At 59.3% G+C, this 16,915-nt stretch carries 14 protein-coding genes and 1 riboswitch; of the genes, 4 read left to right on the top strand and 10 right to left on the bottom strand.

The window, feature by feature from the left end; genetic code table 11:
• Window positions 1–49 precede the first annotated feature (49 nt).
• Together araA and araB are read right to left on the bottom strand one after the other, a co-directional pair.
• A complete protein-coding gene (gene araA / locus AB6V08_RS08325) occupies window positions 50–1,549 on the bottom strand; it encodes an L-arabinose isomerase (RefSeq protein ID WP_368542233.1) in 1,500 nt (499 codons plus the stop codon).
• 10 nt (window positions 1,550–1,559) lie between these two features.
• Window positions 1,560–3,269 (bottom strand): ribulokinase, encoded by a 1,710-nt coding sequence (araB, locus tag AB6V08_RS08320; RefSeq protein ID WP_368542232.1) that lies wholly within the window; start codon window positions 3,267–3,269, stop codon window positions 1,560–1,562.
• A gap of 336 nt (window positions 3,270–3,605) precedes the next feature.
• On the opposite strand from araB, the gene araC reads away from it, so the two are divergent.
• Together araC and AB6V08_RS08310 are read left to right on the top strand one after the other, a co-directional pair.
• On the top strand, window positions 3,606–4,451 hold the full coding sequence (araC, locus tag AB6V08_RS08315) for an arabinose operon transcriptional regulator AraC (protein WP_368542231.1): 846 nt from the start codon (window positions 3,606–3,608) through the stop codon (window positions 4,449–4,451).
• Window positions 4,452–4,579: 128 nt separating this feature from the next.
• The gene (locus AB6V08_RS08310; RefSeq protein ID WP_045259445.1) at window positions 4,580–5,347 is read left to right on the top strand and encodes a DedA family protein; all 768 of its coding nucleotides are present in this window, start codon (window positions 4,580–4,582) and stop codon (window positions 5,345–5,347) included.
• Between the two features lie 42 nt (window positions 5,348–5,389).
• On the opposite strand, the gene thiQ is transcribed toward AB6V08_RS08310, so the two are convergent.
• From thiQ to sgrR, 4 genes are all read right to left on the bottom strand, one after another.
• Window positions 5,390–6,091: a thiamine ABC transporter ATP-binding protein ThiQ gene (gene thiQ / locus AB6V08_RS08305; RefSeq protein ID WP_368542230.1), complete on the bottom strand. Its 702-nt coding sequence runs from the start codon at window positions 6,089–6,091 to the stop codon at window positions 5,390–5,392.
• Complete coding sequence (gene thiP / locus AB6V08_RS08300; protein ID WP_368542229.1) at window positions 6,075–7,685, bottom strand: thiamine/thiamine pyrophosphate ABC transporter permease ThiP; 1,611 nt, start codon at window positions 7,683–7,685, stop codon at window positions 6,075–6,077. The genes thiQ and thiP overlap by 17 nt, the downstream gene beginning before the upstream one ends.
• Entirely contained in the window at window positions 7,661–8,644 is a 984-nt protein-coding gene (thiB, locus tag AB6V08_RS08295) for a thiamine ABC transporter substrate binding subunit (RefSeq protein WP_368542228.1), read from the bottom strand. Before thiB ends, thiP begins: the two co-directional genes overlap by 25 nt.
• Window positions 8,645–8,675: 31 nt before the next feature.
• Window positions 8,676–8,776, bottom strand: a riboswitch (TPP riboswitch).
• A 36-nt stretch (window positions 8,777–8,812) separates the two neighbouring features.
• Window positions 8,813–10,468, bottom strand: a complete 1,656-nt coding sequence (gene sgrR / locus AB6V08_RS08290; protein WP_368542227.1) for an HTH-type transcriptional regulator SgrR — start codon at window positions 10,466–10,468, stop codon at window positions 8,813–8,815.
• A gap of 88 nt (window positions 10,469–10,556) precedes the next feature.
• Between sgrR and sgrT the strand changes: the two genes are divergently transcribed.
• Window positions 10,557–10,709, top strand: a complete 153-nt coding sequence (gene sgrT, locus AB6V08_RS08285) for a glucose uptake inhibitor SgrT (RefSeq protein ID WP_368542226.1) — start codon at window positions 10,557–10,559, stop codon at window positions 10,707–10,709.
• Between the two features lie 119 nt (window positions 10,710–10,828).
• Window positions 10,829–12,007, top strand: a complete 1,179-nt coding sequence (locus tag AB6V08_RS08280; protein ID WP_368542225.1) for a sugar efflux transporter — start codon at window positions 10,829–10,831, stop codon at window positions 12,005–12,007.
• A 207-nt stretch (window positions 12,008–12,214) separates the two neighbouring features.
• Here the strand turns inward: AB6V08_RS08280 and leuD are convergent, their stop codons facing one another.
• From leuD to leuA, 4 genes are read right to left on the bottom strand one after another with little or no spacing between them, the layout of a single operon-like run.
• The gene (gene leuD, locus AB6V08_RS08275; RefSeq protein WP_368542224.1) at window positions 12,215–12,820 is read right to left on the bottom strand and encodes a 3-isopropylmalate dehydratase small subunit; all 606 of its coding nucleotides are present in this window, start codon (window positions 12,818–12,820) and stop codon (window positions 12,215–12,217) included.
• Window positions 12,821–12,830: 10 nt separating this feature from the next.
• Entirely contained in the window at window positions 12,831–14,231 is a 1,401-nt protein-coding gene (gene leuC / locus AB6V08_RS08270) for a 3-isopropylmalate dehydratase large subunit (RefSeq protein ID WP_368542223.1), read from the bottom strand.
• Window positions 14,232–14,233: 2 nt separating this feature from the next.
• The gene (leuB, locus tag AB6V08_RS08265) at window positions 14,234–15,325 is read right to left on the bottom strand and encodes a 3-isopropylmalate dehydrogenase (protein ID WP_368542222.1); all 1,092 of its coding nucleotides are present in this window, start codon (window positions 15,323–15,325) and stop codon (window positions 14,234–14,236) included.
• Entirely contained in the window at window positions 15,325–16,896 is a 1,572-nt protein-coding gene (gene leuA, locus AB6V08_RS08260) for a 2-isopropylmalate synthase (RefSeq protein ID WP_368542221.1), read from the bottom strand. Before leuA ends, leuB begins: the two co-directional genes overlap by 1 nt.
• Window positions 16,897–16,915 lie beyond the last annotated feature (19 nt).

Raw genomic sequence — 16,915 nt, 5'->3', positions numbered from 1 at the left:
CTACGGAACCGTAGGCCCGGTAAACGCAGTGCCACCGGGCATTCAGGGCTTAGCGTTTTGAACCGTAATAGACTTCGTTCCAGCGCAGCGCGTCTTTGAAGGCCGGCAGGCGGGTGTCGTTGTCGATAACGGTCAGCTCGATATCGTGCAGCTCGGCGAACTGACGCATGTCGTTCAGATCCAGCGCATGGCTGAAGACCGTGTGGTGCGCACCGCCCGCGACGATCCAGGCTTCGGAGGCGGTTGGCAGATCCGGCTGGGCTTTCCACAGGGCGTTGGCGACCGGCAGTTTTGGCAGCGCCTGCTGGTGAACCGCGTCCACGCAGTTCACCAGCAGGCGGAAACGATCGCCCAGGTCGATGAGGCTGGCGTTGATCGCCGGACCGGTGCGGGTGTTGAAGATCAGACGCGCCGGATCGGCTTTGCCGCCAATGCCGAGGTGCTGCACGTCGAGGATCGGTTTCTCTTCCACGGCGATCGACGGGCACACTTCCAGCATGTGGGAGCCAAGCACCAGATCGTTGCCGTTCTCGAAGTGGTAGGTGTAGTCCTCCATAAAGGAGGTGCCGCCCTGCAGACCGGTCGACATCACCTTCATGATGCGAAGCAGAGCGGCAGTTTTCCAGTCGCCTTCGCCGGCAAAGCCGTAGCCCTGCTGCATCAGACGTTGTACGGCCAGGCCCGGCAGCTGCTTCAGGCCGTGAAGATCTTCAAACGTGGTGGTGAAGGCATGGAAGCCGCCCTGTTCCAGGAAGCGCTTCATCCCCAGCTCAATGCGCGCGGCATCCAGCACGTTCTGGCGCTTGTCGCCGTGGATCTGCGCGGCGGCGGTGAGGCGGTAGCTGCTTTCGTATTCGTCCACCAGCGCGCTCACGTCGCCATCGCTGATGTTATTCACCACCTGCACCAGGTCGCCCACGGCCCAGGTGTTCACGGAGAAGCCAAACTTAATCTGCGCGGCGACTTTATCGCCGTCGGTCACCGCCACTTCACGCATGTTGTCGCCGAAACGCACCACTTTCAGGTGGCGGGTATCCTGTTTTGATACGGCCTGGCGCATCCAGGAGCCGATTCGGCTTTGCGCGTGCCCATCCTGCCAGTGCCCGGTCACCACCGCGTGCTGCTGACGCATACGCGCGCCGATAAAGCCGAACTCGCGGCCGCCGTGCGCGGTCTGGTTCAGGTTCATAAAGTCCATATCGATGCTGTCCCACGGCAGGGACGCATTGAACTGGGTGTGGAACTGCAGCAGCGGCTTGTTGAGGATAGCCAGACCGTTGATCCACATTTTGGCCGGCGAGAAGGTGTGCAGCCACACGACCAGCCCGGCACATTTGTCGTCGTAGTTCGCGTCGCGGCAGATATTTGTGATTTCGTCCGGCGTGGTGCCCAGCGGCTTCAGCACCAGTTTGCACGGCAGTTTGGCTTCCGCATTCAGCGCGTTAACAACGTGTTCGGCGTGCTTCGTCACCTGCTGCAGGGCTTCCGGGCCGTACAGATGCTGGCTGCCAATGACAAACCACACTTCGTAATTATTAAAAATGGTCATTATCGTGTCCTTAATGTGTCAGGGTTGCCGTGGTGTCCGCGGTGTGTTTCGCCGGGGCTGCGACAGGGAGATAGTGAAGTTCGGCGCTTTTCGCCCATTGCTGGTAGCGCTGATAGAGTTGTTCGAAGCGTTGCGCCTGCTGGGCGCGCGGCTGCAGCGTGCTTTCGACGGCGCTCGCCATATGCTGCTGCGCGGTCGGGATATCCGCATGAACGCCGGCGGCGACGGCGGCGAAAATGGCCGCTCCCAGCGCGCAGCACTGATCGGAGGCTACAATCTGCAGCGGACGGTTCAGCACGTCGCAGCAGGCCTGCATGATCACCGGGTTCTTGCGGGCGATACCGCCCAGCGCCATCACGTTGTTGACGTCGATACCCTGCTCGGTGAAGCACTCCATGATGGCGCGGGCGCCAAACGCGGTGGCGGCAATCAGGCCGCCGAACAGCGCGGGCGCGTCGGTTGCCAGATTGAGGTCGGTAATCACGCCCTTCAGGCGCTGGTTGGCAAACGGCGTGCGGCGGCCGTTAAACCAGTCGAGCACTACCGGAAGGTGATCGAGAGAAGGATTTTTCGCCCAGGCATCGGTAAGCTGCGGCAGAAGCTGCTTTTTGCTGTCGGCGATCTGCGCTTTCAGCTCAGGATGCGCCGCCGCCAGCTGGTCGAGCGGCCAGCCGAGCACGCGGCCAAACCAGGCGTAGATATCCCCGAACGCGGACTGCCCCGCCTCCAGGCCGATAAACTCAGGCACCACGCTGCCGTCCACCTGGCCGCAAATGCCTTTCACCGCGCGGTCGCCCACGCTGGCCTTATCCGCCGTCAGGATGTCGCAGGTGGAGGTGCCGATGACTTTCACCAGCGTGTTCGGCTGCGCGCCCGCGCCCACCGCCCCCATGTGGCAGTCAAACGCGCCGCCGGAAATCGCCACGTTTTGCGGCAGGCCTAAGCGCTTCGCCCACTCCTCGCAGAGCGTGCCGACCGGAATATCCGCGGTGAAGGTGTCGGTAAACAGCGGGTACTTGAGGTTTTTGTTGATGATCGGGTCGAGTTCGTCGAAGAACGCTGCCGGCGGCAGGCCGCCCCAGCTTTCGTGCCACAGGGATTTATGCCCGGCGCTGCAGCGTCCGCGGCGAATATCCTGCGGACGGGTTGTGCCGGAGAGCAGGGCGGGCACCCAGTCGCAAAGCTCAATCCAGGACACCGCCGCCTGCGCAACCGACGCGTCAGCGCGAGTCACGTGCAAAATTTTTGCCCAGAACCATTCGCTGGAATAAATGCCGCCGATATAGCGCGAGTAGTCGGTTTTGCCGGACTGATGGCACAGGCGGGTGATGGCTTCGGCTTCTTCAACGGCGGTATGGTCTTTCCACAGCACGAACATGGCGTTCGGGTTGTCGGCGAACTCCGGGCGCAGCGCCAGCACGCGGCCTTCAGCATCTACCGGGGCAGGGGTGGAGCCGGTGCTGTCGACGCCAATGCCGACGACCTGCGCGCGCTGGTCGTCGCTGAGTTCGGCCAGCACGGTTTTGATCGCCGCTTCCATGGATTCGATGTAGTCACGCGGGTGGTGACGGAACTGGTTGTTTGGCGCATCGCAGTAGCGCCCTTCCTGCCAGCGCGGGTAATACTCAACGCTGGTTGCTATTTCCTGGCCGGTCGTACAGTCCACTGCCAGCGCGCGAACCGAGTCGCTGCCAAAATCGAGGCCAATCGCAATTGCCATGGTGTTGCTCCATCAAAAAACGGGTATGGAAGAACATTAGAGAGTGAGGGGAAAAATCGTCAGGCAGGATCCGCTAATCTTATGGACTAAATTGCTGTTGCGATTGAAAGTGTGACGCCGTGCAAATATTCAATGTGGACATTTCTGCCGCACTTATAGACACTTTTGTTACTGCTTATCCGCACGTGTCGACGGAGAAATCAGGGGCGAAAGCTGAAATTGAGCGGACGTAAAAGAGGGCTGATGCTTTTTGGATCTTTTGGCGGGCCGTTTTTATACTGCTTTTAACGATATGGACAATTGGTTTCCTTTAAGACTGCCGGGAGTACTGAATCTATGGCCGAAACGCAAAGCGATCCCCTGCTGCCGGGCTACTCGTTTAACGCCCATCTGGTCGCGGGACTGACCCCTATCGAGGCCGGGGGCTATCTCGATTTTTACGTTGACCGACCGCTGGGGATGAAGGGGTATATTCTGAACCTCACCGTGCGTGGCGAGGGGGTGATTAAAAACGGCGACCAGCAGTTTGTCTGCCGCCCAGGCGATATGCTGCTGTTCCCGCCGGGGGAGATTCACCACTACGGCCGCCACCCGGATGCCAAAGAGTGGTATCACCAGTGGGTTTACTTCCGCCCGCGCGCCTACTGGCAGGAGTGGCTCTCCTGGCCGGCGATTTTTGCCCATACCGGTTTTTACCGCCCGGACGATGTGCACCAGGCACTGTTCCGCGAACTCTTCGCCCAGATCATCGAGGCGGGGCAGGCGGGCGGGCGCTACGCCGAGCATCTGGCCATCAACCTGCTTGAACAGCTGCTGCTGCGGCGCATGGAGGCGATCAACGAATCCCTCAATCCGCCCCTGGATAACCGCGTGCGCGATGCCTGTCAGTACATCAGCGACCATCTGGCCGACAGCCAGTTTGATATCGCGGGCGTGGCCCAGCACGTGTGCCTGTCGCCGTCGCGTTTATCGCACCTGTTCCGCCAGCAGCTGGGCGTGAGCGTGCTGAGCTGGCGCGAGGATCAGCGCATCAGCCAGGCAAAACTGCTGCTCAGCACGACCCGCATGCCGATTGCCTCCGTCGGGCGAAACGTCGGTTTTGAAGATCAGCTCTATTTCTCGCGCGTGTTTAAGAAATGCACCGGGGCCAGCCCGAGTGAATTCCGCGCCGGATGTGAATAAACGGTAAAAAAAGATAAACAAACAGGTGAATGCAGAAAGCAACCTGTAAACTATTCAGACAATTGTTGCCTTGACGCGGTGCGGGGCGCTAAGCAGAATCGCTGATTCGTTTTCTGACCGGAATAGTTATGCAGGCATTGCTGGAACATTTTATCACCCAGTCCGTTATGTACTCACTCATCGCCGTTGCGCTGGTGGCGTTTCTGGAATCGCTGGCGCTCGTCGGGCTGATTTTACCCGGCACCGTCATGATGGCGGGGCTTGGCGCGCTAATCGGCAGCGGTGAAGTCAACTTCTGGCAGGCGTGGCTGGCCGGAATCATTGGCTGTCTGCTGGGGGACTGGATCTCTTTCTGGCTGGGCTGGCGCTTCAAAAAGCCGCTGCACCGCTGGTCATTTATGAAAAAGAACAAAGCGCTGCTGGATAAAACCGAGCACGCGCTGCATCAGCACAGCATGTTTACCATCCTCGTGGGCCGCTTCGTGGGGCCGACCCGTCCCCTCGTCCCGATGGTGGCCGGCATGCTGGATCTGCCCGTCGCTAAGTTCGTGGTGCCCAATATCATCGGCTGCGTCTTCTGGCCGCCGTTTTACTTCCTGCCGGGGATCCTGGCGGGTGCGGCGATTGATATTCCGGACGGTATGCAAAGCGGAGAGTTTAAGTGGCTGCTGCTCGGCACCGCGGTGCTGCTGTGGCTGGCGGCGTGGCTGTGCTGGCGCCTGTGGCGTAGCGCGAAAGCGAGCGTCGATCGCCTGACGCGCTACCTTCCGCGCGCGCGTCTGCTGTGGCTGGCGCCGTTAACGCTTGGCGTTGCGGTCGTGGCGCTGGTGGCGCTGATTCGCCATCCGCTGATGCCGGTTTACGGTGAGATTTTATTGAAGGTAGTGAGTCGTTAATCTCTTTTCCCTCTCCCTGTGGAGAGGGTCAGGAGGAGGGCATCAGGCCGCAGGGATGCCCAGCAGTGAAGACGCCCCCGCGTTACCGCTCAGCAGTTCTTCTGTTTTTCCGTCCCACGCAATTCGTCCCTCGGCGATCACCACCGAGCGCGGGGCAATGCGCGCCGCATCTTCAATGCTGTGCGACACCATCAGCATCGTCATCTGCTGCCGCTGGCAGACGTCCTGCACCAGCGCGAGCATCTCCTGGCGCAGCGCCGGGTCGAGCGCGGAAAACGGCTCATCCAGCAGCAGCACCGGCTGCTCGCGCACCAGGCAGCGGGCCAGCGCCACCCGCTGACGCTGGCCGCCGGAAAGCGCTCCCGGCAGCCTGTCGAGGAAGTCCGTTAACCCCATCTGCGCGGCGATGTTTTCCAGCTTTTTACGCTGCGCGTCGTTGAGCTTCATCCCCGGGTTCATGCCCAGGGCGATGTTTTGCCACACGGTCAGGTGGGTAAAAAGATTGTTTTCCTGAAACAGCATTGATACCGGGCGCTTAGCGGGCGGCGTGCGGGTATGTTCCTGACCCTCGATCGTGAGGGTGCCGCTCGCCGGCTGCAGGAATCCGGCGATCAGGTTGAGCAGCGTGCTCTTTCCGGCTCCGCTTGGGCCGAGTACCGCAATCATCTCGCCCTGACGCACGGAGAGGGTGAAGCGCATCGGCAGGTGCTGGTAGAGCCAGGTTACATCAGTCAGTTTTAACATCGCGCCCCGGAAGTTTTTCGATAACGGTGAATAAGGCAAAGCACAGCGCAAGCAGCAGCAGTGCGGTCACGGCCCCGTCCTGGCTGCGATAGGAGCCAATTTGCTGATAAAGCCAGAACGGCAGGGTGCGGAAATCTTCATTGCCGAACAGCGCCACCACCCCGAAATCGCCAATCGACAGCACGCTGGCGAAGGCCAACGCCTGCGCAATGGGACGCTTGAGGGCGCGCAGCTCCACCACCTTTAGCCGCTGCCAGCCCTGCATGCCGAGCGACTGGCAGAGCAAGCCGTAGCGGCTGTTCACGTCGCGCATCGGGTTTTCGAGCACCTTGAGCGCGTAGGGGATCGCCATCAGCGCGTTGGTGAAAATCACAATGCCGTCCGCGCGCTCGGGCAGGCCGACGGTGGAATTGAAAAGTAAAAAGAAGCCGGTTGCCAGCACGATGCCGGGCATCGCCAGAATCAACATGCCCGACAGCTCGAGCGCTTGCCCGGCTTTGCGGCGCTCGCGGGCGTAAAGTTCCCGGCTGCTCCAGAGCAGCATCATGGTCAGCACCACGCACAGCAGCCCCGCCCCGAGCGCGATGCGCAGGGATGTCCAGGTGGCCTGCCAGAGCACCGGCTGCTGCAAAACCGACAGCACGTTGAGGTTCACCCCGTCCACCACCACCGCCAGCAGCGGCGGCAGCAGTAGCAGGAGCGCCAGCGCGATCAGCACGACATCGCTGATGCGGCTGTGAAGGCTGTCCTGCGGATCGCGCCACCCGGCAATCTGGCTGCTGCCCACGGGGATCGCTTTGCTTAAGCGCTGGCTCAGCAGCACCAGCCCCAGGCAGCAGAACATCTGCACCATCGCCAGCAGCGCCGCGCGGCCGGGATCGTAGTCGTAGCTCAGCGCCTGATAGATAGCCAGCTCGATGGTGGTCGCCTGCGGCCCGCCGCCGAGGGAGAGCACGGTGGCGAAGCTGGCGAAACAGAGCATAAAGATAAGCGCCGCCACGGGAGGAATTTGTCGGCGCAGCCACGGCCACTCCACGAATCGGAAGAACGACCAGCCGCGCATGTTAAGCTGTGCCGCGATTTGCCGCTGCTCGCCGGGGATATTTTCCAGCGCCTGTAAAAAGAGGCGGGTCGCCATTGGCATATTGAAAAAGATATGCGCCAGCAGAATGCCCTTCAGCCCGTAGGGGGAGAAGGTCCACTCAAGGCCGAGCAGGTTAAAAAGAGAGGCCAGCCAGCCCTGACGACCATAAACGCTTAAAATCCCGAACACGGCCACCAGCACCGGGAGGATCAGCGTCATGGCGCACAGGCGCAGCAGCGCCTGCCTGCCGGGGAAACGCCTGCGGTACAGGGCGCGGGCGAGGAAAATGGCGGGAAACACCGACAGCAGCGCCGACAGAAACGCCTGCCAGAACGAGAAGCGAATCACGTGCCAGAGGTAGCTGTCGTGCCAGAGCGCGCGCAGGTCGCTCTCCGGCGCGTTAAGCCACAGTGCAAGGAAGGCCCCCAGGCTGACAGCCACCATCAGAACGGCAGCGAGCAGGCCGGGGAGTAGCCAGCCGGCGATCAGCGGCTGACGGCGCGTTGCCATTCACTTACCCATGCGGCGCGCTGCGCGGCAACCTGCTGCGGCGTGAACTCCAGCGAGGTTTGCGGTTTCGTCAGCTGCTCAAAGCCCGCCGGCAGCGCAACGTCGGTGACCGGATACATCCAGTTGCCCGTCGGGATCGCATTCTGGAACGCCGGAGAGACCATAAATTTCAGGAACTTCTCTGCCAGCGCCGGCTGTTTGCTGGCCGCGGTGCGCGCGGCGACCTCAACCTGGAGATAATGCCCTTCGGCAAAGTTAGCCGCCGCGTAGTTGTCTTTCTTCTCGGCAATGATGTGGTAGGCCGGGGAGGTGGTGTAGCTCAGCACCAGATCGCTTTCCCCTTTCAGGAACAGGCCGTAGGCTTCGCTCCAGCCTTTTGTCACGGTGACGGTTTTCGCCGCCAGCTTCTGCCAGGCTTCCGGCGCTTTGTCGCCGTAGACTTTTTGCATCCACAGCAGCAAACCAAGTCCCGGCGTGCTGGTACGCGGATCTTCATATATCACGCGCCATTTCTGCTCGCCCTCGACCAGCTCTTTCAGGCTTTTCGGCGGGTTTTTCAGCTTGTTTTTGTCGTACACGAAGGCGAAGTAGCCGTAATCGAACGGCACGAAGGTGTCGTTATTCCAGCCGCCCGGCACCTTCACGGCGTCCGCCCCGACGCCGCTTTTGGCAAACAGTTTGGTTTGTGACGCGGCGTCGAGCAGGTTGTTATCAAGGCCTAACACCACGTCGGCTTTGCTGTTTTTACCCTCCATGCGCAGGCGGTTAAGCAGCGACACGCCGTCTTCCAGCGCCACGAACTTCAGCTCGCAGCTGCAGTCGGCTTCAAAGGCTTTTTTCACCACCGGGCCTGGGCCCCAGTCGGCAGAGAACGAATCGTAGGTGTAGACCGTCAGCACGGGTTTGGCGACGGCGGGCAGGGCAAACAGCACCAGCAGAGGAAGAACTTTTTTTAACACTTTGCACCTCAAAGTTGAGTGGCAAAGGATTTTGAGCGACAGCCTCAAATCCCTTCGCCGGCGTTATCCGGATCAGGTTCGACGGGTATTATCTCAGCGCACATCAGTGATGCAGCACCCCGTTGAGAACGGCAGTATTGTAATGATTTGGTGAATATTACGAAAGCGTTATGGCTCCGGCGGCGCAAACCAGGCGGATTTAAAATCAAACCAGCCCAGGGTGTTCATGCGCAGGCCGCGCATGCTGCGCTGACCCTGAATCATCAGCCAGTGGTGGATCAGCGGTACAATCGCCTGCTCGGCCAGCAGCTGCTGGCACCAGACGGCCAGATTCATCTCCCCCGCGCGCCATTGCGCGGCGTCCTGCTGCCAGTCCCGGTCGATGCAGTTCTGGATCAGCGGCACCTCATACAGATGGGAAAACAGCGAAAAATCGAGCGGCAGGGTGAAGTTCGCGCTGTTCAGCCAGATGTCGCTCACCACCTCGCCGCGATGCCATTCGTCGTAGTCCACTTCCTGAATCTCCAGCCTGACCCCTTCTGCGGCCAGCAGCCTGGACATGATCCTGGCGATAATCCGGTGTTCGACATGTTCGCGATAGTAGGTGAGGGTGATGGACTCCAGCCCGGCGGGTTTCTCGCCGTGCGTGGGATGGGCGTGGTGCCAGCGGGGCAGCAGCCCCCAGGCCGGGAACCAGTAGGTTTGATACTGCTCCTCGGCGTGGTAAATCAGGTTGGCTGGCGCGAGGATGTGGCTCACCCACTGGCGGACGTCCTGATTTGCCCCACGATGGGTACGGCTATCAAACAGCAGATAGTAGCACCCCTCTTCGAGGCGGCTCTCAACCGCCTTTTCGCCCCGGGTGGGGCCTTCCAGCGTCAGCCCGACGCTCAGCTCTTCGTTGATATCAGGCAGCACCCAGACGTTCACTTCGTCGATGAGCGCCCGATAGCCAAAATAGTCATCAAAGGCGCGGATTTTCAGCTGGTTGCTGTTGTTGCGGGAAACCGAATAGGGCCCGGTGCCGATGGGCAGGCTGGCAAAATTGTTCAGAGACCGCCATTCGGCGGGCAAGATCATCGACGGAACATAGCCTAACAGCCACGGCAGCCACTTGTCCGGCTGCGACAGCTCAATATCCAGCGTCCACGCCGTGGGGGAGTGGACGTGGACGATGTGGGAATACAGCGGCAGCCTGCGGGCGCGCTCCAGCGTGGCGATGACGTCGCTCATCTCCAGCTCGCGGCCGTGGTGAAAATGGATGCCGGGACGTAAAAAGAAACGCCAGTGCAGCGGCGAAATTTGCTGCCAGTGGTGGGCGATATCCGCTTCCAGTTCCCCGTTTTCCTCATTTATGCGCGTCAGGCCGCTGAAGATTTGCCGCGCAATGTGGGTTTCCGAGCGGCGTAACGCCGTGCCGGGCAACAGATTTTTCATTGGACGGTAGTAGAGGACCCGCAAAATATGCCGCCCCTGGCGAAAGCTCCTGCCGAGATGCGATACCAGCATCTGACGCACCGCAGCCTTGTCGCCGACCAGCTGCACCAGCTGATCGATACGATCCTGCTCGAGAAGATCCTCCGCCCGCTGCTGCTGGAGCGCAAGACCGGTATAGAGGAAGGTCAGGCGCGAGCGTTTGCCGCGTCCGGCTTCCGCTTCCCAGCTCAGCCAGCCCTGCAGCTGCATGGTGTTGAGCAGGGTGCGCATATGACGGCGGGAGCAGTTCAGCAGATCCGCCAGCTCGTTCAGCGTGGTTTCCCGCGACTGGCCTTCGCAGCACTGCCAGAGACGGATAAATTGTTGTTGCAGACGACCGGACGGCATAAAAGGGGAACTCCTGACAAAAAATCAGCAATTTATTAATCCCTATATTAAGCCAATAATTCTTCTCGTTGAAGCGAGGAGGTAAATTATGAAGAGGTCAACCGCACGTCAGTTTTATCGGAACTATTTTTCAGCGACAAAGGGAGAGTCCTGGCTGGCCCGCCAGTCTGCGGAGCAGAGGCTGAAAATGCTGGAAGACCTGATGCAGTGGGATGTTACGAAGCCGACCTCTTCTCGCTGACTCGCCTCGATCATGTGTGACTGAGTATTGGTGCTAATCACCGGCCAGCAAAATTTTTTTGCTGGCTTTTTTCGTTTAGTATTCCACCCAATTTCGAACGGCTTTTACAAGGATTCCGTATGCTCTGGTTGATGACGATGGGGCGACGCCTGAACGGCGTGTACGCCGCTTTTATGCTGGTGGCGTTTATGATGGGCGTTGCGGGAGCCCTTCAGGCGCCGACGCTGAGCCTGTTTCTGAGCCGTGAAGTGGGCGCACAGCCTTTCTGGGTCGGCCTGTTTTACACCGTCAACGCCATCGCCGGGATCCTCGTCAGCCTGTGGCTGGCAAAGCGTTCCGACAGCCAGGGCGATCGCCGCAGGCTGATCCTCTTTTGCTGCGCGATGGCTATCGGCAACGCCCTGCTGTTCGCCTTTAATCGCCATTACATGACCTTACTGACCTGCGGCGTGCTGCTGGCGTCCCTCGCTAATACCGCGATGCCGCAGCTTTTCGCCCTCGCCCGCGAATACGCCGATAACTCTGCCCGCGAAGTGGTGATGTTCAGCTCGGTGATGCGCGCCCAGCTGTCCCTGGCGTGGGTTATTGGCCCGCCGCTGGCCTTTATGCTGGCGCTGAATTACGGCTTTACGGTGATGTTTAGCATTGCCGCCGGGATATTTGTCATCAGCCTGGCCCTGATTGCCTTTGCGCTGCCGTCGGTGGCGCGCGTCGAGCAAACGACGGATAAACCCTTAACGGAGGTCAGCGGCTGGAAAGACAAAAACGTTCGCATGCTGTTTATCGCCTCCACGCTGATGTGGACCTGCAACACCATGTACATCATCGATATGCCGCTGTGGATCAGCAGTACGCTGGGGCTGCCGGATAAGCTTGCCGGTATTTTGATGGGCACCGCCGCAGGGCTGGAGATCCCGGCGATGATCCTCGCGGGCTATTACGTGAAGCGTTTCGGGAAGCGCTCGATGATGATCGTCGCGGTGGCGGCGGGCGTGCTTTTCTATCTGGGGCTCATTTTCTTCCATACCCGCGAGGCGCTTCTGGCGCTGCAGCTTTTCAATGCAGTGTTTATCGGGATCGTGGCGGGGATTGGGATGCTGTGGTTCCAGGATCTGATGCCGGGACGGGCGGGGTCGGCCACGACGCTGTTCACCAACAGTATCTCAACGGGCGTTATCCTGGCGGGGGTGATTCAGGGCGCGCTGTCCCAGAGCTACGGTCACGGGGCGGTGTACTGGATGATTGCCGCGATTTCACTGGTGACGCTGGCGCTGACGTGCCGCGTTAAGGACGTCTGACGAATCAGTAATAGTAGCCACCGCCTAAACCGTGGGCGCTGGCGCTGTTCGCCGTGTTCGCCGCTGCTGTGCGGTTGGCATTTTTGCTGAGTGAACCAGCGGAGGGTCGCGATGCGTTCGCAGACTATACGGATTTGTGACGGGGAAGAAGAACAGAGATGAAGATCAAGGGCTTAGGGCCCGTCCGTGGCGGACGGGCCTTTTCATTTAGCCCATAAACGCAGGCTGTTTTTTCTCGTAGGCGGAGATCGCCTCTTCGTGCTGCAGCGTTAAGCCAATGCTGTCCAGGCCATTTAACATGCAGTGGCGGCGGAAAGCATCAATGCTAAAGCTGTAGGTTTTATCGCCTGCTTTAACGACTTCGGCTTCCAGATCGACTTCAAATGAAATACCCGGATTAGCCTGAACCAGATTGAATAATTCATCAACCTGCTCGTCGCTGAGCGTCACGGGCAGCAGCTGGTTGTTAAAGCTGTTGCCGTAGAAAATATCCGCAAAGCTTGGAGCGATGACCACCTTAAAGCCGTAGTCCGTCAGCGCCCACGGCGCGTGCTCGCGGGACGAGCCACAGCCAAAGTTCTCACGCGCCAGCAGAATCGACGCGCCTTTAAATTCCGGGAAGTTCAGAACGAATTCCGGGTTCGGAACCTGCCCCTTGTCATCCAGAAAACGCCAGTCGTTAAACAGGTGCGCGCCAAAACCGGTGCGGGTCACTTTCTGCAAAAACTGCTTGGGAATGATCGCGTCGGTATCGACGTTGGCCGCGTCCAGGGGGACAACCAGGCCCGTATGTTGGGTAAATTTCTCTGCCATGATTGTCTCCTTATTTCATGCCGCGAATGTCGGCGAAATGGCCGGTAACTGCCGCAGCGGCGGCCATTGCCGGGCTGACCAGGTGAGTACGTCCACCTCGGCCCTGACGGCCTTCAAAGTTACGGTTGCTGGTGGACGCACAGCGTTCACCCGGGTTCAGGCGATCGTTGTTCATCGCCAGACACATGGAGCAGCCGGGCAAGCGCCACTCAAAACCGGCTTCGATAAAGATCTTATCCAGACCTTCCGCTTCTGCCTGTGCTTTAACCGGGCCTGAGCCGGGAACGACCAGCGCCTGCACGCCTGGCGCCACTTTGCGGCCTTTGGCAATCTCGGCGGCTGCGCGCAAATCTTCAATACGCGAGTTGGTACAGGAGCCGATAAAGACTTTATCAATGGCGACATCCGTCAGCGGCACGCCCGGTTTCAGACCCATATAGGCCAACGCTTTTTCCGCGCTGGCGCGTTCAACCGGATCGGCGAAAGAGGCCGGATCGGGAATGCTGTCGTTAACGGAAATCACCTGGCCCGGGTTGGTGCCCCAGGTTACCTGCGGCGCAATCTCCTCAGCCTGCAGGGTGACGACGGTATCGAAAGCGGCGCCTTCATCGGTGCTCAGGGTTTTCCAGTAGGCTACGGCGTCGGCAAAGTGCTGATCTTTAGGCGCGTGCAGACGGCCTTTCACATAGTTGAAGGTGGTTTCGTCTGGTGCAACCAGGCCCGCTTTGGCGCCCATTTCAATCGCCATATTGCACAGAGTCATACGGCCTTCCATGCTCAGGTCGCGGATAGCGTCGCCGCAGAACTCAACCACGTGGCCCGTGCCGCCCGCGCTGCCGGTTTTGCCGATAATCGCCAGCACGATGTCTTTCGCAGTGATGCCCGGCGCGGCTTTGCCCTTCACTTCAATCTTCATGGTTTTGGCGCGGCCCTGCTTCAGGGTCTGCGTTGCCAGAACGTGTTCAACTTCGGATGTTCCGATACCGAACGCCAGCGCGCCGAACGCGCCGTGGGTTGCGGTGTGGGAGTCGCCGCATACGATGGTCATTCCCGGCAGGGTGATGCCCTGCTCCGGGCCCATAACGTGGACGATACCCTGATACGGGTGGTTCAGGTCATACAGCTCAACGCCGAACTCGTTGCAGTTCTTGATCAGCTCCTGCATCTGGATCCGCGCCATCTCGCCGGAAGCATTAATGTCTTTAGTCTGGGTGGATACGTTGTGATCCATCGTCGCGAAGGTCTTACCCGGCTGACGCACCGGGCGCTTGTGCGCACGCAGGCCGTCAAACGCCTGCGGAGAGGTCACTTCGTGTACCAGATGGCGGTCGATGTACAGCAGCGGGGTTTCGTTTTCTGCTTCATACACCACGTGAGCATCAAACAACTTTTCGTATAACGTCTTCGCCATGATTACACCCCTTCTGCGACATAGCGGGCAATGATGTCGCCCATTTCATCGGTACTGACTGCCGCCGTGCCGCGTGCTAAATCACCGGTACGGATGCCTTCTTCTAACGCCCGGTTAATGGCGTTTTCGATCGCGGTTGCTGCCTCGCCTGCATCCAGGCTGTAGCGCAGCAGGAGCGCCAGAGAGAGGATCTGCGCGATCGGGTTAGCAATATTTTTGCCTGCGATGTCCGGCGCGGAGCCGCCAGCCGGTTCGTACAGGCCAAAGCCTTCTTCATTCAGGCTGGCGGATGGCAACATGCCCATTGAGCCGGTGATCATGGCGCACTCGTCAGACAAAATGTCGCCAAACAGGTTGGAGCACAGCAGAACGTCAAACTGGGACGGATCTTTGATCAGCTGCATTGTCGCGTTATCAATGTACATGTGCGACAGCTCAACGTCCGGATACCCCTTCGCGATTTCGCTGACGATTTCACGCCATAAAATCGAGGATTGCAGCACGTTCGCTTTATCGATGGAGGTCACCTTGCGGCGACGCTTGCGCGCGGACTCAAACGCGATATGGGCGATACGTTCGATTTCAAAGCGGTGATACACCTCGGTATCGAAAGCTTTCTCATGCTGACCGCTGCCTTCGCGGCCTTTCGGCTGGCCAAAGTAGATGCCGCCGGTCAGTTCACGCACGCACAGAATATCGAAGCCGTTAGCGGCGATATCGGCACGCAGCGGGCAGAAATCTTCCAGGCCCTGATACAGCTTCGCCGGGCGCAGGTTGCTGAACAGCTTGAAGTGCTTACGCAGCGGCAGCAATGCGCCGCGCTCAGGCTGCTCTGCTGGCGGCAGGTGCTCCCATTTCGGGCCGCCCACGGAGCCAAACAGCACCGCGTCCGCATTCTCGCAGCCTTCAACGGTTGCCTTCGGCAGCGGGGTGCCGTGGTTATCAATCGCAATTCCGCCGACATCGTAATGGCTGGTGGTAATCTTCATCGCAAAACGGGTACGAACGGCTTCCAGTACCTTCAGCGCCTGTGCCATCACTTCCGGGCCAATTCCATCACCCGGCAACACGGCAATATGGTAATTCTTCGACATTACACGGTTTCCTTATTGTTCTCTTTATTCTGAGCTTTGCGTTGCAATTCTTTTTCGACTTCGGCGGCGCGCCAGATGTTGTTCAGGACGTGCACCATCGCCTTGGCGGATGACTCAACGATATCCGTCGCCAGTCCCACGCCGTGGAAGCGGCGGCCGTTGTAATTGACCACGATATCAACCTGACCCAGCGCGTTTTTACCCTGACCTTTGGCGGTCAGATCGTATTTGATCAGCTCAACGTCGTAGTCGGTTACGCGGTTGATGGCCTGATAAATCGCGTCAACCGGGCCGTTACCGTTCGCAGCTTCGGCTTTGACTTCATCACCACACACCAGCTTCACGGACGCCGTTGCGATATCGCTGGAGCCGGACTGTACGCTGAAGTAGTCCAGACGGAAGTGCTCTGGCTCTTCCTGCTGCTTGTTGATGAAGGCCAATGCTTCCAGGTCGTAGTCGAATACCTGGCCTTTTTTATCCGCCAGCTTCAGGAACGCGTCGTACAGCTGATCCATGTTGTAGTCGCTGTCTTTGTAGCCCATCTCTTCCATGCGGTGTTTCACCGCCGCGCGGCCTGAGCGGGAGGTCAGGTTCAGCTGCACCTGGTTCAGACCGATAGATTCCGGGGTCATGATTTCGTAGTTTTCACGATTTTTCAGCACGCCGTCCTGGTGAATACCGGAGGAGTGCGCGAAGGCGCCGGTGCCGACAATCGCTTTGTTCGCCGGGATAGGCATGTTGCAAATCTGGCTCACGGTCTGGCTGGTGCGCCAGATTTCGTTGTGGTTGATGCGCGTGTTGACGTTCATGATGTCTTTACGCACCTTGATCGCCATGATCACTTCTTCCAGCGAACAGTTACCCGCACGCTCGCCGATGCCGTTCATTGCGCCTTCAACCTGACGCGCACCCGCATGGACCGCGGCGATGGCATTCCCGACCGCCAGGCCTAAATCGTCGTGGGTATGCACGGAAATAATGGCTTTATCGATGTTAGGCACGCGGTCGTACAGGCCGGTAATGATGTTGGAGAATTCGAACGGCATGGTATAGCCGACGGTGTCCGGAATATTAATGGTGGTAGCACCGGCGTTGATGGCGGCTTCTACCACGCGCGCCAAATCGTCGATTGGGGTACGGCCCGCGTCCTCACAGGAGAATTCAACGTCGTCCGTGTAGTTACGGGCGCGTTTAACCATATACACCGCGCGTTCGATAACCTCGTCCAGCGTGCTGCGCAATTTGGTTGCGATGTGCATCGGGGAGGTGGCGATAAAGGTATGGATACGGAACGCTTCGGCTACTTTCAGCGATTCTGCCGCAACGTCGATGTCTTTCTCAACGCAGCGCGCCAGGCCACAGACGCGGCTGTTTTTGATGGTGCGCGCGATGGTCTGAACGGATTCGAAATCGCCCGGGGACGAGACAGGGAAACCCACTTCCATCACGTCGACGCCCATACGCTCGAGGGCCAGAGCAATCTGGAGTTTTTCTTTAACACTCAGGCTTGCCTGTAATGCCTGTTCACCGTCACGTAAGGTGGTATCGAAAATAATGACTTGCTGGCTCATGGGTTAGGTCCTTGTCAGT

This window comes from Enterobacter soli (assembly GCF_964208575.1).
GTDB lineage: Bacteria > Pseudomonadota > Gammaproteobacteria > Enterobacterales > Enterobacteriaceae > Enterobacter > Enterobacter soli_A.
Note: the sequence above shows the minus strand (reverse complement) of the source record. Positions and strands in the feature narration are given on the sequence as shown.

Bases quoted from the DNA above. Each gene is read 5' to 3' on its own strand.
- araA (WP_368542233.1), bottom strand. From the start codon at position 1,549: ATGACCATTTTTAATAATTACGAAGTGTGGTTTGTCATTGGCAGCCAG.
- araB (WP_368542232.1), bottom strand. From the start codon at position 3,269: ATGGCAATTGCGATTGGCCTCGATTTTGGCAGCGACTCGGTTCGCGCG.
- araC (WP_368542231.1), top strand. From the start codon at position 3,606: ATGGCCGAAACGCAAAGCGATCCCCTGCTGCCGGGCTACTCGTTTAAC.
- AB6V08_RS08310 (WP_045259445.1), top strand. From the start codon at position 4,580: ATGCAGGCATTGCTGGAACATTTTATCACCCAGTCCGTTATGTACTCA.
- thiQ (WP_368542230.1), bottom strand. From the start codon at position 6,091: ATGTTAAAACTGACTGATGTAACCTGGCTCTACCAGCACCTGCCGATG.
- thiP (WP_368542229.1), bottom strand. From the start codon at position 7,685: ATGGCAACGCGCCGTCAGCCGCTGATCGCCGGCTGGCTACTCCCCGGC.
- sgrR (WP_368542227.1), bottom strand. From the start codon at position 10,468: ATGCCGTCCGGTCGTCTGCAACAACAATTTATCCGTCTCTGGCAGTGC.
- sgrT (WP_368542226.1), top strand. From the start codon at position 10,557: ATGAAGAGGTCAACCGCACGTCAGTTTTATCGGAACTATTTTTCAGCG.
- AB6V08_RS08280 (WP_368542225.1), top strand. From the start codon at position 10,829: ATGCTCTGGTTGATGACGATGGGGCGACGCCTGAACGGCGTGTACGCC.
- leuD (WP_368542224.1), bottom strand. From the start codon at position 12,820: ATGGCAGAGAAATTTACCCAACATACGGGCCTGGTTGTCCCCCTGGAC.
- leuC (WP_368542223.1), bottom strand. From the start codon at position 14,231: ATGGCGAAGACGTTATACGAAAAGTTGTTTGATGCTCACGTGGTGTAT.
- leuB (WP_368542222.1), bottom strand. From the start codon at position 15,325: ATGTCGAAGAATTACCATATTGCCGTGTTGCCGGGTGATGGAATTGGC.
- leuA (WP_368542221.1), bottom strand. From the start codon at position 16,896: ATGAGCCAGCAAGTCATTATTTTCGATACCACCTTACGTGACGGTGAA.